This window comes from Acidobacteriota bacterium (genome assembly GCA_028874215.1).
In the GTDB taxonomy this organism is placed as follows: domain Bacteria; phylum Acidobacteriota; class UBA6911; order RPQK01; family JAJDTT01; genus JAJDTT01.
Genome location: JAPPLF010000111.1, coordinates 107,100 through 121,568 on the forward strand (window position 1 = coordinate 107,100; position 14,469 = coordinate 121,568).

The 14,469-nt window shown below is 63.9% G+C and carries 10 protein-coding genes; 3 read left to right on the forward strand and 7 right to left on the reverse strand.

Annotation, left to right across the window (positions count from 1 at the left end; genetic code table 11):
- Positions 1-37 precede the first annotated feature (37 nt).
- A complete protein-coding gene (locus OXT71_22925) occupies positions 38-223 on the reverse strand; it encodes a hypothetical protein (protein MDE2929253.1) in 186 nt (61 codons plus the stop codon).
- Between the two features lie 274 nt (positions 224-497).
- Here OXT71_22925 and OXT71_22930 point away from each other — a divergent pair, with 274 nt between their 5' ends.
- On the forward strand, positions 498-965 hold the full coding sequence (locus OXT71_22930; GenBank protein MDE2929254.1) for a hypothetical protein: 468 nt from the start codon (positions 498-500) through the stop codon (positions 963-965).
- 270 nt (positions 966-1,235) lie between these two features.
- Here OXT71_22930 and OXT71_22935 read toward each other — a convergent pair whose 3' ends face one another.
- The 6 genes from OXT71_22935 to OXT71_22960 form a co-directional block, all read right to left on the reverse strand.
- Positions 1,236-2,153 carry an IS1595 family transposase gene (locus OXT71_22935; GenBank protein ID MDE2929255.1) on the reverse strand — a complete coding sequence of 306 codons (918 nt, stop codon included), beginning with the start codon at positions 2,151-2,153 and terminating at the stop codon, positions 1,236-1,238.
- Positions 2,154-2,177: 24 nt separating this feature from the next.
- A complete protein-coding gene (locus OXT71_22940; protein MDE2929256.1) occupies positions 2,178-3,545 on the reverse strand; it encodes an FAD-dependent oxidoreductase in 1,368 nt (455 codons plus the stop codon).
- Between the two features lie 55 nt (positions 3,546-3,600).
- Positions 3,601-4,503, reverse strand: coding sequence for a hypothetical protein (locus OXT71_22945; protein ID MDE2929257.1), 903 nt, complete (start codon positions 4,501-4,503; stop codon positions 3,601-3,603).
- 238 nt (positions 4,504-4,741) lie between these two features.
- Positions 4,742-6,538 (reverse strand): gamma-glutamyltransferase family protein, encoded by a 1,797-nt coding sequence (locus tag OXT71_22950; GenBank protein MDE2929258.1) that lies wholly within the window; start codon positions 6,536-6,538, stop codon positions 4,742-4,744.
- Positions 6,539-6,583: 45 nt separating this feature from the next.
- Positions 6,584-8,050: a DUF1501 domain-containing protein gene (locus tag OXT71_22955; protein ID MDE2929259.1), complete on the reverse strand. Its 1,467-nt coding sequence runs from the start codon at positions 8,048-8,050 to the stop codon at positions 6,584-6,586.
- Positions 8,051-8,057: 7 nt separating this feature from the next.
- Entirely contained in the window at positions 8,058-11,297 is a 3,240-nt protein-coding gene (locus OXT71_22960; protein MDE2929260.1) for a DUF1553 domain-containing protein, read from the reverse strand.
- Positions 11,298-11,560: 263 nt separating this feature from the next.
- On the opposite strand from OXT71_22960, the gene OXT71_22965 reads away from it, so the two are divergent.
- Together OXT71_22965 and OXT71_22970 are read left to right on the forward strand one after the other, a co-directional pair.
- Positions 11,561-12,856, forward strand: a complete 1,296-nt coding sequence (locus OXT71_22965) for an MFS transporter (protein MDE2929261.1) — start codon at positions 11,561-11,563, stop codon at positions 12,854-12,856.
- A 93-nt stretch (positions 12,857-12,949) separates the two neighbouring features.
- Complete coding sequence (locus OXT71_22970; GenBank protein MDE2929262.1) at positions 12,950-14,281, forward strand: aspartate aminotransferase family protein; 1,332 nt, start codon at positions 12,950-12,952, stop codon at positions 14,279-14,281.
- Positions 14,282-14,469: the final 188 nt, after the last annotated feature.

The following is a 14,469-nucleotide window of genomic DNA, read 5'->3' on the forward strand; positions in this document are numbered from 1 at the left end:
GGGACTTGCGTAGCTGAGTGCCCAGGCGAAGTTTCGCCTACCGGCTGCGGCGGGGTTTATCAGTCCACAGAATATCCACAGGCTCAACCAGCTTCGTAACAAACTGGTCCAGCGTCGTGCCGGGGGGGAGGGAGATCGGCTCTTTCAGTTCTGATTCGGTGGGTTGGTAGCTCGATCGGACCAATTCACGGCGGGGCTTTCCCTGGTCGGCTTTTGGGTTCATGCGTGTTGCTCCTTGAGTTGGACATGCTCAAGGGGAGAATATCCATCCATCCTTACCCCTGTCAATCTCCCGTGTTAGACTCCGAGCATCTTGGAGGCAGGCCGCTCCCGTGAAGGCCACGGCCCCCTCCAATGTTCGAGAGCGGAGAGTGTTGACGCACTCAAAGCCCTCTAATCTGTGCCCTGGGTAAAGGCAAGGCACAGCCTGGGAGGAGTCTACTCCATCCCCGCCAGTGCTTCACGCCTGACCCAGGGCCTTTTTCTTGGAGGATTCCATGCTTCATAGATCGATCCTGTTCCTATTCCTGCTGACAACCTCGATTCATGCGCAAGAGGAGAATGTCGATCTTGTTCTCGATCCGGGAGAAACCGTCACCGTCACAATTACTTGCCGGGAGGAGGCCGCCACGGACACGGATGAAGATCAATCCGATGGCCTCCGTTGGGCGGTCAAGTTCAAACAGACGATCAGTTGGAGCTCTAACCGCGTCACCTGGACATTGCGCTTCCGGAACCCGACGGATCAAACCATCGACTGGAACTGGGATGAACCGGAAATTTCGTTTCTCGATGGGGAAGAATTTGAAATTGCGAACACCTACCCCCTGGGTAGGATCAAGGTTAGACCAGGATCAGTTCAGTACGTACGGGGCGCGGTGTTCCCATACCCTGCGGACTCCGTGGTGAAGGACTATCAACTGTTGCAGAACGGCGTCCCCGTCGAAGGCGAGGAGGATTGGTAATCAGATGAGGCGAAATAACGGACTATTCAGGATCGAAGCAGATGGAAAGATCGATGCAGACGGCGCGTCTCGCTACGAGGTGGCTCAGAGTTCCGATTCGGATCCTGTTGCAGTACTAGTGTGCATTGAGCTTGTGAAGGATGCTGAAGGCCGGAATCCCACCTATGTCCAGTTTTCTCTGAGTCCGGACGATGCGACGCAACTCGGATTGGACTTGACTGCTCATGGAGCTCAGGGATTGAAAAGACTTCTTGCTCTCGGACCTGTGAATTAGCCATTGTCCACCAGTTCCCGAAACGTGAGCCGTTTCCCCTCCATCGCCTGGACCATCGCCGCGAGCTGCTCCAGGGTGCCGAGGCCCCGCAGATTCAGCCGGCCCGTGCATTCGTCCACGTAGCGTTGGAGGTGCTTCAAGCTCATCCAGTGATAGGTGCCCTTGTAGGCCCGCTTGAACGTGGCCCACAGGCTCTCAATCCCGTTGGTGTGGCAATCCCCACGGACGTACTCTTTCCGGCTGTGGCGGATGATGCCGTGATCGTAGCGTTCCACCAGCCCACTGTAACTGCCGTGGTCGTCCGTGTAAACCAGGGACCGGCGCGCCACTCGGCGCCCGATGAATCCCTCCAGCGCCGTCTTGGTGGTGTTCAGCGAGACTTTGGCCGCAAACCGTCCTGTCTCCCGCTCTCGGACACCGAGGACCGGGAACTTCCCGACGGTGCCGCGGCCTTTCTTCTGTTTCTTCCTCCAGTGTTTGTTCTTCTCCAGGCCGCCGATGTAGGTCTCATCCACTTCCACGGTCCCCGTCATGGCCTCTGGTGACTCGCTGAACGTCTCCCGGATGCGATGACCCAGGAACCAGGCGGTCTTGCGACTGATCCCGAGATCCTTGGCGAGTTGGAGAGAGGAGACGCCCTTGGGGTGATTTAGGATGAGGTGCCAAGCCATAACCCAGACTCGATAGCCGAGCTTGGATTCGGCCATCATCGTGCCTGTCTTGACGCTGAACCGCTTGCGGCACGTTCGGCAACGGTAGGGCTGGGAGGGATGTTTCGCGCCGGTCTGGACGTTCTTGGAGTCGCAATGGGGACAGACCGGACCGTCCGGCCAGCGGCTCTTGGCAAAGAGCCTTTCTGCGGCGGCATCATCCGGGACGAGTTCGAGGAGTTGGACGATTGAGAGAGGCTTCATCCCCCTCAACGTAGCCCTGGGCACTCAGCTACGCAAGTCCCTTTTGAAGCGCCAGCCGTACATGGTCCGGCCGTAGAAGTTGAACCATTTCCTGGCTTCGGCGTCCTGAAACGGGTAGTCCGCTCCCATCTGTCTCGCCGTAACCAGGCCGGATACGAAGCAGGTCTCCTGACTGTTGATCAACGTGTGGGCGCCGCAGTGCCAGGTTCGCCTCTTGCCCTGAACAAACCGGAACAGATGGATCAGGAAGGCCACGTGATGCACATCGTGAACGATGTGCTGAAACCACCACTTCTTGAGGATCTTGCCCTCGTCGATACGGCTGATGGGATTGTAGGTCACCAGGCACGGCCGGTCCGACCGGTTCGCCCACGGCTGCTGATTGTGCATGATGTAGGTGATTTCGTAGTTGTCGGGTCTCGCGCCGTACTGCTCGATGTGGTTGCTCCGGGTGGCGAGCGGCTTGACCTCGTTGTCCGGAAGAACGGAAGCGTCTGAATGAACGACCGTATGGCTGTGCAGCTCACTCTCGTAACGAATCGAAGAGAGGAGATAGCTCTCCACGAAGGTCGGTTCGTCCAGCATCATCAACGTCTGATTCGCATTGCAGGCAAACACCACCTCATCAAACGTCTCAGTCCTTCCTTGTTCGTCCTCTACCACGACTTCGGATGAACGCCGGTACACTTTTCGAACCGGCCGGTCGAGATAGATCTTGTCCCGAAAGCCCGCCGACATTGCTTCGTAGATGCGCCGGGTGCCCTGGTCCCAGGTCCGCATGGGCGTTGCGGTTTCAATGTCGAAGAACTCCAGATACCGGCAAAACAGGGATGCCGGCATGTCGAACACGTTGGTGGCCATCAGGAAGTTGACGAACATCGGCTTCAGGACCTTGTAGCGGAAACCTCCGGAAAACCCGCCCAGGTTGAGCACCGCGCCCATGCTGACGTAGTTGAACGGGTTGAGCGCATTGAGCAGCCTCGACCGGGACCGGGTGAGCCGGCCGAACCACTTGAGGCGCCTCAGGAGTCTCTGGAACTTCTTGATTTCCGGATGCAACTCTCTCCGGATGTCGGAGTCGAAGTCGTGGGCGTAGACGCCGCCGCGATACTTCACGCTGTAGCTGAACCTGGTGTCGACCAGGTCGATACCTTGCTGCCGCAGGAAGAGGAGAAGATGGGGGTAGACCGAGGGTATGCACGCGGTCACGGAGATATCGAACGGAATCGTGGTGCCATCGGTTTGCGGCATGTCGACGGTGACGGCATTGCCGCCGACAGAAGTCTGTGCTTCGAACACCCGGAAATCGAATCGATCGGGGTGTTGATGCAGCGCCCAGGCCGTCCCGAGCCCCGAGACTCCGGCGCCGACAATGGCAATTCTTCTCGGCATCGCCGCACCTCGCTTCACGTGCGGAACCTAATCCGGTAAGAGATAAAGCCCCTCATCAGGAGCACACACTCAGCAGGAAAGCGAGGACCAAAAAGAGGATGACAGCCAATACAGGCGGCCCAAGTTTCAAAATTGCCGCTAAGGCCAAACCGAAGGTGAAGGGTTTCTCCGCCGCCCAGTTGATGAACTTGGCGCCGGCCTTATCCCCGCCCTGAGGAACCGGGTCTCCGCGCTGCCTTCCCTCCTCGAAGCGGACCTTGAAGACGTCCCCGTCCTTATGGCGGGCAATCCACTGTCCGTGCAGTTCCCCCTGCACCATGGGAGCTTTGTGGACGGACCCGTCCGCCGGACGAATAACCCACTGTCCGTGGGGCATCCCCTCCACAACGGGACCTTCGTGGATATCCCCGTTCGCAAAACGCACAACCCACCGTCCATGCTGCTCCCCCTCCACCATGGGGCCTTGGTGGACTTCCCCATTCGCATGGCGCAGCACCCAGTGTCCGTGCGGCTTCCCCTCTACGAAAGGACCTTCTTCGACATCCCCATTCGCATGACGCAGCACCCACTGTCCGTGCTGTTTGCCCTCTACTATGGGACCTGTGAAAACAGCGCCGTCCGCGGCGCGAAAAACCCACTGTCCAGGCTCGATCCCTTCCACATAAGTGCCATGGCCGACGGTGCCGTCGGTTAAGCGCAGCACCCACGGTCCGTGCGGCTGTCCGTCTACGTAGGGGCCTTCGTGGACCTCTCCGCTCGCATAGCGTTCAACCCACTGCCCGTGCCGTTTTCCCTCCACATATGGGCCTTCTTCAATATCCCCGTTGGCACTCCGCAGCACCCATTTCCCGTGTCTCTTCCCCTTTTCGTAGCGGCCTTCGTCGACGGCTCCGTCCGCCAAGTGCTCGATACTCCTGCCATGTCCCTTGGCGGCTTGCTCGCTGGCGGGCTTCTTCATGACTACATCCTCTCGAACGGATCTTTGAAATCAAGTCCGTCCCGAACCACTGCCGAGCACGAACCCGCTCTTCCTGGGAGAAGGATGTAGGCCTCTCGCGATCCATAATGGAATTGGACGCCATTTTTACTATGGATAGATAGAAATTTGCTACAGACAGTAAATATGAATGGAAGAGAGGGGGTTTCCCGGCCTTCGGCGCAACGAAGAATCGGCGGTAGGACAACCGCCGCTCCCATCACCAACCCAAGGCGTAGCAGGAGCGGCGGGGATCGGCGCCGGTGGCCAGGGTCCCGGTGGACGGATCGCGCCAGGTGATGGTGGCTCCCATGCCGCAGACCAGGGCCGGCACCACCTTGTGGCCCAGTTTTCCCAGCTCCCGCCCGGTCGACTCGGGGAAGGCCTCCTCCAGGGAGAGCTGCCCCGGGAAGTAGACGTGGGGGTAGAAGGAGTTCCGGAAGCTGTCGCTCCCGAAGCGGGGGGCCTCGATGGCTTCCTGGATGTTCATTCCGAAGACCAGCACGTTGAGCAGCAACTGGAGGTTGGCCTGGGCTTGCTGGTCGCCGCCGGGGCAGCCCACGGTCATGACCGGTTGCCCGTCCTTCACCACCAGGTAGCCCACCAGCGTGGTCCGCGGCCGCTTCCCCGGCTCCAGGCCATTGGGGTGATCCGGCTTCAGGAAGAACATCTCGCTGCGGGTGCTCAGGGCGCAGCCGATCTCGGGGAAGAAGACCGCCTTGGCGAAGGACGCGCCGCTGGGTGTGGCGCACACCAGGTTGCCGTGATGGTCCACCACGGCGATGTGGGTCGTCCCCTGATCCGCGTAGGTGGGACCCGGGAGGTCGGACGGTGGCGGAGCCTCCGGAGCGGGACGTTCCAGGGGTTCCCGGGAGTGTTTCCAGGGATTGCCGGGCGGCGGTGTGTCGGGATGCGCTTTGCCGGGGTCGATGTGCCGGACCCGCTCGTCCGCGTATTCCTTGGAGAGCAGTCCGTCAAGGGGGACCCGGGCGAAATCGGGGTCGCCGTAGAACGCTTCCCGGTCGGCGATGGCCAGCTTCAGAGCCTCCACCACGGTGTGGACGTACGCCGGGGAGTTGTGGCCCATGGCCCGGAGGTCGAAGTGTTCCAACAGGTTCAGGGTCTGCAGCAGAACCGGGGCCTGGGACCAGGTCCTCTGGCAGCAGATCTCGTAGCCGCGGTAACGGGTGCGCGCCGGCTCCTCGAACCGGGCCCGGTAGCCCGCCAGGTCCTCGGCGCTGAGAATCCCCCCGACACTGCGGGCGCATTCCACCAGGGTGCGTGCGAGGCCTCCCTGGTAGAAGTCTCGCCGGGCGGCCCGGATCCCCTCGATCCGATCCCTTGATCCCCCCGCGTCGCCGGCGGCCAGCCGCCGCAATGTTCGCGCCAGACCGGGTTGAACCAGGATCGACCCTGGCCGGGGAAGCTTCCCGTCCTGGAAGAAGATCTCGTTGCCGCCGGGCGGGTAGTGGTTGAACTGGTCCCGGGTGGCCTCGTTGTCGAGAGCGTCGATCATGTACTCGTAATGAGGAAACCCGGCCTGAGCCAGGTGAATGGCCGGCTCCAGGACCTGGGAAAGCGGGAGGTTCCCGTAGCGTTCCAGGAGCGACAGATATCCGTCCACAGCCCCCGGAACCGTGAAGGAGAGATGAGCCAGAGGTCCGGGACCGGTGGGGATCTCCTTCAGCCCCTGGTTCCGGTAGAACTCCAACGTTGCCTGCCGGGGCGCCGTACCCTGGCCGCTCAGTGACAGGAGGTCGCCGCTCTCGGCGTCGTAGAGCATGAAGACCGACTCGGCCGCCAGCGAGTACGACGCGATCGGTTCCGTCACGGCGGCCGCAAAACCGGCCGCCACCAGGGCGTCGAAGGCGTTGCCGCCCCCCAGCAGCATGCCCATCCCGGCCATGGAGGTCAGGTAGTGACCGCTGGAGATCACTCCCTGCGTGCCGTAGATCACCGGCCGGCCGGTTGAGGGGCGGCCGCTGGCGTCGGTCTGGGACGCAATCGGTCGAACCATGTCGGATTCCTCAGATTCCTTCGGGAGCGTCCATCCCTTGGACGGTCAGGCCAGGACCCGGTCGATCACTTCGCCGTGCACGTCGGTGAGGCGGAAGTGGCGTCCCTGGTACTTGTAGGTCAGCCGGGTGTGGTCGATGCCCAGGCAGTGGAGGAGGGTGGCCTGCAGGTCGTGGACGTGGACCGGGTCCTTCGTGATGTTGTACGAGAACTCGTCGGTCTCGCCCAGGACGACGCCCGGACGAACGCCGCCGCCGGTCATCCAGATGGTGAAGCACCGGGGGTGGTGGTCGCGGCCGTAGTCGGTTTCGGTCAGCGGTCCCTGGCAGTAGACGGTGCGCCCGAACTCGCCTCCCCAGACCACCAGCGTGTCCTCCAGCATGCCCCGCTGCTTCAGGTCCTGCACCAGCGCGGCCGAGGCCCGGTCGGTGGCCTTGCACTGCCGGGGGAGGGCGGTGGGCAGCTTGCCATGCTGATCCCAGCCCCGGTGGAAGACCTGGATGAAGCGCACTCCCCGCTCGGCCAGGCGACGGGCCAGCAGGCAGTTGGAGGCGAAGGTCCCCGGCTCCCGGGCGTCCTCGCCATAGAGCTGGAAGATGTGATCCGGCTCAGCCGAAAGGTCGGTGAACTCGGGCACGGAGGTCTGCATGCGGAAGGCCATTTCGTATTGGGAGATCCGGGCCGAGATCTCGGGGTCGCCCGACTCCTCCAGCTTGATCCGGTTCAAGCGGTTCAGGGCATCCAGAAAATGCCGGCGGCTCTCCCGTCCGAAGCCCTTGGGATCGGAGAGGTAGAGGACCGGGTCCCCGACGGAACGGAACTTGACTCCCTGGTAGCGGCTGGGCAGGAAGCCGCTGCCCCAGAGGCGGTCGTAGAGTGGCTGCCCGCCGGTCCCTTGGGTGACCATGACCACGAAGGCCGGCAGGTTGCTGTTCTCGTTCCCCAAGCCGTAGGCCAGCCACGCCCCCAGACTGGGCCGCCCGGCGATCTGGGCGCCGGTCAGGAGAAACGTGACGGCCGGATCGTGATTGATGGCCTCCGTATGCATGGACCGGATGAAGCAGAGGTCGTCGGCGATCTCTGCGGTCCGGGGCAGGAGCTCGCTGATCCAGGCGCCCGATTGGCCGTGTCGGGCGAACTCGTAGATGGAAGGCGCCACGGGAAAACTGCCCTGCTCGGAGGTCATGCTGGTGAGGCGCTGGCCCTGGCGGATGGACTCGGGCAGCTCCTCGCCCCGGCGCCGGGCCAGGGCCGGCTTGTAGTCGAACAGGTCCATCTGGGAGGGCCCTCCCGACTGGAACAGCCAGATCACCCGCTTGGCCGTGGGAGCGAAGTGGGGCAGGGACGGGATTCTGGGGGAAACGGCGGGGGTGGTCCCGTCCGCGGCGGTGCGGCCCGCCTGAAGGTCCTGCTGGAGCAGGGAGCCCAGGGCGGCGGTCCCGATTCCGGCGGCCGTGGCGCCGAAGAAGTGGCGCCGGGTCTGCATCAGTCGATATCGGTTCCAGGGATCCATGTCCACGTCACTCCTTGGTAATGGCCTCGTCCAGATTCAGGATAACGCTGGCGAGACCGGCATAGGAAGCCAATTCTTGCGCGTCCAGATTCTCATTGGGGGCCGACGCACCTGCCGAGAGGTAGTCCAACGCCTCTTGGGGCCGGGACCTGAAGTCCTCTTCGAACCGCACCAGAGCCTCGACAAGCGCGGTCTGCTCCGATGTCCGGGGCCAGCGGGCGGTGACCAGGCGGAAACCGTAGGCGACACGCGCCAGGGGCGTTGAGCCGCCTTCCTCCAGCATGCGCTCCGCCAACCGGCGGGAGGCCTCCAGGTAGGTCTCGTCGTTCATCAGGTTCAGGGCCTGCAGCGGCGTGTTGGTCCGGTCGTTGCGCACGACGCAGGCTTCGCGGGTGGAGGCGTCGAACGTCACCATGGCCGGCGGCGCGATGGTCCGCCTCCAGAAGGTATAGAGGCTCCTGCGATAGAGGCCCTCACCCTGGTCCGCTTCGTAGCCCCCCTTTTTGAAGGTCAGCTCCTGCCACAGTCCCGGGGGCTGGTAGGGCTTGACCGAAGGTCCGCCCAGCTTCTCGGCAAGCAGGCCGGAAACGGCCAGAGCCTGGTCGCGGATCACCTGGGCCGGCAGGCGAAGCCGGGGCGCCCGGGCCAGCAGCCGGTTCTCCGGATCCCTCCGGGACAGCTCCGGCGACTGACGGGAGGACTGGCGGTAGGTGGCGCTGGTCACGACGGTTCTGAGCAGCGCCTTGACGTCCCAGCCGTTCTCCATGAACTCCGCGGCCAGCCAGTCCAGCAATCGGGGATGGGTGGGCTGGTCGCCCTGGGAGCCGAAGTCCTCGGGAGTCCGCACCAGACCGGCTCCGAACAGCATCTGCCAGAGCCGGTTCACCGTCACCCGGGCCGTCAAGGGGTTGGACCGGTCCACGAGCCACCGCGCCAGCTCCAGGCGGTCCGCGACGGACGCTCCCGGTTTCGTATCCATGGCCGCCGGGACCCCCGGCTCCACGGGATCGGTGCGGGCGTCGTACGCGCCCCGGTCCAGCACGTAGGACTGCCGCCTGCGGATCCGCTCCTTCATGACCATGACGGTGGGAAGGGAGTCGTAGTGGTCCTGGCGCTGCTGCCGGGCCTCCCGCAATTCCTGGACCGCCTGTAGAACGGCCTCCGGTGCGTGGCCGCCCTCCAGGAAACAGAGGTCCAACTTGGCCTGCTGGACACTACTGCGATCCGAAGGGGCGATTGCCGCGATCTCCGAGACCGGATCCAGGAGCCCGATCACCTTCGCCTCCCGGTCCGAGAGCGCCCGGCCGTAGACCCGGACCTCGTCGATGAACCCGTCGAAACGGTCGTCGGGACCCTCGCCGACCCCGATCCGGAAGTCCCGTTTCGGGCCCATGGGGTTGAGCAGGTAGTCGAACAACACCACCGGCTTCTGAAGGACGCCGTTCAGGTGGAGCCGGAACCCGCTGGCGTTGCGCTTGCCGTCATAGCTCAAGACCACGTGGTGCCAGCGGTTCAGATCCAGCACCTGCTCCGTCTCCAGACGCGCGCCCAGGTCCGACCAGCGGTAGGTGAAGTTGAATCGCAGCTTCCCTTCCCGCAGGTACAGGCCGTAACCGCGTCCCCGGAATCGGTCCACGACGCTGGAGACGATGGCCCCCTCGCCGGACCGGGGATAAAACCAGGCCGAGAGGGTGAACGGTTCCATGTAGTCGAAGCTGGCGACGGGACCGCCGTTGACGAAACGGCCGTCGAAGCGCCCCGCCTGCCCCATTCGTCCCGGCACGAATTCCAGTCCCGGCTCCGGACCGCCGTCCACGAAGGGCGGCTCGGGCGGGGGAGCTTCCGCCTTGGCCGGCTCCTCTTGCGCCTGCTCCTTCTCTTTCTCTTTCTTCTCGGCTTCCTCCTTCCACACCCGCTTCAGATTCCCCGTGGTCTCGGACCAGTCGCCGTCCAGGGGGAAATGCACCAACAGGCCTCGATCCAGAGTCCAGTCCCCGACCCGTCCCGTCTTGGCGAACTCCGTTTCCCAGTCGCGCTGCGCCTTTCTTCGTTGGCCGTCCAGCTCATCAAGGCGGAGCTGGGCCTCCCGGACCTCGGCGTCCAGCTCCATGAGGCGGGCCTCCTGCGACGGCGTCGGCGCTTTGATCACCGGATCCTCGTTGCCGTAGTTGTAGACGAAGCCCCGCTCGGGGACGTTGTTGAAGAAGGAGAAGAACCGGTAGTACTCCTGCTGGCTGATGGGGTCGTATTTGTGGTCGTGACAGCGGGCGCACCCCACCGTCAGTCCCATCCAGACCGTGGAGGTGGTCTCCACCCGGTCGGCCACGTATTCGACCCGCAGCTCCTCGTCGATGGAGCCCCCCTCGGCGCTGGTCCGGTGGTTCCGGTTGAATCCGGTGGCGACGATCTGATCCTGCGTCGCTCCCTCCAGCAGATCTCCCGCCAATTGCTCGATGGTGAACTGATGGAAACCGAGGTTCCGGTTGAAGGCGTCGATGACCCAGTCGCGCCAGCGCCACATGTGGCGGATGCCGTCGCTCTGGTAGCCGTTGGTGTCGGCGTAGCGGGCCGCTTCCAGCCAGCGGACCGCCATGTGCTCTCCGTACCGGGTGGAGCCGAGCAACCGGTCCACCAGCTTCTCGTAGGCGTCCGGCGACGGGTCCCGCAGGAAACGGTCCAGGTCCCGGGGCGTGGGAGGCAGACCCGTCAGGTCCAGGGTCACGCGGCGGACCAGCGTCTCCGGTGCGGCCTCGGGCGAGGGTGCAAGATCGTTCTCCTCGAGACGTTGCAGGACGAAGGCGTCCAGTCCGTTGCGGAGCCAGCCGCGCTCTTGGACTGCCGGCGGGTCCGGCTTGCGGACCGGGAGGAAGGCCCAGTGCGGCTGCCAGGACGCGCCCTGGTCGATCCAGCTCTCGACCTGGCGGATCTGGAGGTCGCTCAAGGGCTCATGGCCCAGATAGCCCGGGGGCATACGGGAGGCGGGATCGGGGCTGGCGATCCTTTGATAGAGGAGACTCTGGCGGGCGCTTCCGGGAACCACAACGGAGCCATTCCCGTTCCGCTCGGCGGCGATGCCGTCAGCGGTGTCCAGGCGCAACGAGGCCTGGCGCTGGCCAGCGTCGGGTCCGTGGCAGGTGAAGCATTTCTCGGAGAGGATGGGCCGGATGTCGCGGTTGAAGTCGATGTCGGCGGGGGCGGTCGCCGCGGCCGCCATTGCAGGGAGGACAACCGTCAGACACCAAGCCAAGAAACAAGTCCCGGACCGAAGTTTTGGCATGATTCCCCGCGACCATCCCCGGTCGGATGTCGTAATGACCGTTGCCCGACGGCTGGGAGCCATCTTAGCCAAGAGCGGGTAATTCAGGCAACGATTGGAGGGGGGACTGTTCGTCTCCCCCATTCTTCGGCGTCACTGGAGGAAAGCGTAAAGGAGGGATCCGCCCCCTAAACCCCCCGGAATCGGGGGTTAAAAACCCCGCTCCTATCGATTCTCAAGTAGGATAGCGGCAGATGTTGAATCCAGGTTCAGGCAATTTGCCCGCGTCTCGCCGGGCCGTCGCTTCCTGGTGCCTTTTCGACTTCGCCAATTCCCCCTTCACCACGCTGGTGGTGACCTTCATCTACGCGTCCTACTTCACTCAGGCCATCGCTCCCGACACCATCTCGGGGACGTTGTCCTGGTCGCGGGCCGTCACCGTCACCGCCCTGGCCGTGGCCCTGCTGTCGCCGATCCTGGGAGTCGTCGCCGACCGGGGCGGCTACCGCAAGTTCTTCCTGTTGCTGTGGACCGCCGCCTGCGCCCTCTTCACGGCCCTCCTCTACCTGCCCGTTCCGGGTCAGGTCTTCGAGGCCCTGCTCTGGTTCACGCTGGCCAACATCGCCTTCGAGATGTCCCTGGTCTTCTACAACGCTCTCCTGCCGGATATCGCTTCCCGGGATCGCATCGGACGCATCTCCGGCTATGGGTGGTCCCTGGGTTACGTCGGCGGACTGGCCGCCATGGCCGTGGCCTTCGTGGGGTTCGTGGATGCGGAGGTTCCCTGGTTCGGATTCAGTCGGGAGGCCGGAGCCCATATCCGAGCCACCAACCTTCTGGTCGCCGCCTGGCTCGTCGTCTTTACGCTTCCCCTGATCCTCTGGGTGCGGGAGACCCAGCCCCGAGCGCCGCTGTCGTCCCGGATGTTGTTGTCTTCTTTCCGCCACCTGGCGGTCGCCTTCCGCGACGTGCGCCGCTACCGGGAGATCTCCAAGCTCCTCCTGGCCCGGCTGCTCTACAACGACGGCCTGGTCACCATCTTCGCCTTCGGCGGCATCTACGCCACCGGGACCTTCGGCTTCACCTTCTCGGAACTGATGATCTTCGGGCTCGCCCTGAACGTGGCGGCCGGCGTCGGCGCGTTCTTCCTGGGCCACCTGGACGACCGGGTCGGCGGGAAGCGGACCATCCAGATCAGCCTCTGGGGTCTCATCATCGCGGCCATCGTCGCCATCCTGACCACCAGCCGCCCCATGTTCTGGGCCGCCTGCATCCTGGTCGGCATCTGCTCCGGTCCCAACCAGTCCGCCAGCCGTTCGCTCCTGGGCCGGTTCGTTCCGCGGGACAAGGAGAACGAGTTCTTCGGCCTCTTCGCCTTCTCGGGCAAGGCGACCGCCTTCCTGGGCCCCCTGCTGGTGGGCGTGTTGACCAGCCAGTTCAATTCCCAGAGGGTGGGCATGTCGACCATGCTCCTCTTTTTCGCCGCCGGCCTCTGGATGCTCCGGTACGTGGACGAAGAGAAGGGCTGCCGGGACTCGGGAAGAGACTGACGCCGCTACGTTCGACATCTCCCTTGGGACCGGGTTATCCTTTCGCGGATTTGTGATTCCGGATTTTTTGAAAAATTGGGTGAGGAGAGATTCATGACTCAGAGCGTTGCCTCGATTGCGGAGAGTTTTCGTGCCCGGACAGCCCGGTCGCGGGAGATGTACGAGGCGGGAACCTCGTTCACGGCGGGTCCGGCCAAAGGGGCTTACTACTACCGTCCCTATCCTCTGTCCATGGATCGGGGAGAGGGCTGCCATCTTTGGGACGTGGACGGGAACAAGTACCTGGACTGCGCCAATCACCACACGGCACAGGTGCTGGGGCACAACCACCCGCGGGTGATGGAGGCCGTCCGGACCCAGATGTCCAGAGGCCTGGCCGTGGGCGCTCCCATGGGGCCGGAAGCCGAGATCGCCGAGGAGATGTGCCGCCGGGTCGACTCCGTGGACCGGATCCGCTTCGTCAACTCGGGAACCGAAGCCACGCTGCACGCGATTCGGCTGGCTCGCGGATTTTCCGGGAAAACCAAGATCGCCAAGTTGGAAGGGGGCTATCACGGCAGTCACGATCTGGTGGAAGTCAGCGTGGCGCCGCCTCTCGACAAGGCGGGCCCGGCCCATGCGCCCCACTCGGTCCCCGGAGCGGGCGGGAGTTCCCCCAGCGTGGCTGACGAGGTCCTGATCCTGCCCTACAACGACGAGGAAGCGGCGGAACGGCTCATCGTGGAGAATCGGGACGATCTGGCCTGCGTGATCTTCGATCCCAGGTGCGGGATCCTGCACACGCGGCCCGAGTTCGCCCGGGCGGTCCGGCGAATCACCCGGGAGAACGGCGTCCTGCTCATCTTCGACGAGATCGTCGCCTTCCGCTCGTCACCAGGCGGACTGCAGGCGGTTTACGGCATCGACCCGGACCTGACCTGCTTCGGAAAGATCGTGGGCGGCGGCTTTCCCGTGGGTGCGTTCGGAGGCCGGGCCGACATGATGGATCTCCTGGACAACAGCAAGCCGCCGTCGGGCTTCTCCCAGAGCGGGACCTTCAGCGCCCATCCCCTGGCCATGGCGGCCGGCCTGGCCATGCTCCGGGAACTGACGCCCCAGGCGTGCGACCACCTGAACCGGCTGGGGGACCGGCTCACCTCCGGCCTCAACGAGATGTTCGCCCGGAAGGGGATCGTCGCCCAGTGCGTCAACACCGGCTCCGTCTTCAGCATCTACTTCAGCGATCGCGAATTGCGAAACTACCGGGACATGACCACCGTCGACAGCTCGCTGGTGTCTCCCACCTTCCTGGCCCTGCTGGAAGAGGGCTACTTCCTGGGTCACACGCTGGGGATGTGCTGCCTCTCGCTGCCCATGACCGATGAGGACATCGACGGCCTGATCGAAGCCACCGGCCGGGCCATCGCCCGGGCCCAGGCCGAATAGGAGCCGGGAGCCGGGAGCGACTTTCCTGTCGCCGGTGGAGCGGCGGTTTTCTTACCGCCGATGGGACCGGCGACTTTCCTGTCGCCAAAAAGGGGGGGTAGGGGGACGGAGTCCCCCTCTACACTTTCCGCCTGCGGAGTCACAAGGCAACATGGAAGAATGGGCGACAGGAAAGTTGCCCCTCCAAT

Bases quoted from the DNA above. Each gene is read 5' to 3' on its own strand.
- OXT71_22925 (MDE2929253.1), bottom strand. From the start codon at position 223: ATGAACCCAAAAGCCGACCAGGGAAAGCCCCGCCGTGAATTGGTCCGA.
- OXT71_22930 (MDE2929254.1), top strand. From the start codon at position 498: ATGCTTCATAGATCGATCCTGTTCCTATTCCTGCTGACAACCTCGATT.
- OXT71_22935 (MDE2929255.1), bottom strand. From the start codon at position 2,153: ATGAAGCCTCTCTCAATCGTCCAACTCCTCGAACTCGTCCCGGATGAT.
- OXT71_22940 (MDE2929256.1), bottom strand. From the start codon at position 3,545: ATGCCGAGAAGAATTGCCATTGTCGGCGCCGGAGTCTCGGGGCTCGGG.
- OXT71_22945 (MDE2929257.1), bottom strand. From the start codon at position 4,503: ATGAAGAAGCCCGCCAGCGAGCAAGCCGCCAAGGGACATGGCAGGAGT.
- OXT71_22950 (MDE2929258.1), bottom strand. From the start codon at position 6,538: ATGGTTCGACCGATTGCGTCCCAGACCGACGCCAGCGGCCGCCCCTCA.
- OXT71_22955 (MDE2929259.1), bottom strand. From the start codon at position 8,050: ATGGATCCCTGGAACCGATATCGACTGATGCAGACCCGGCGCCACTTC.
- OXT71_22965 (MDE2929261.1), top strand. From the start codon at position 11,561: ATGTTGAATCCAGGTTCAGGCAATTTGCCCGCGTCTCGCCGGGCCGTC.
- OXT71_22970 (MDE2929262.1), top strand. From the start codon at position 12,950: ATGACTCAGAGCGTTGCCTCGATTGCGGAGAGTTTTCGTGCCCGGACA.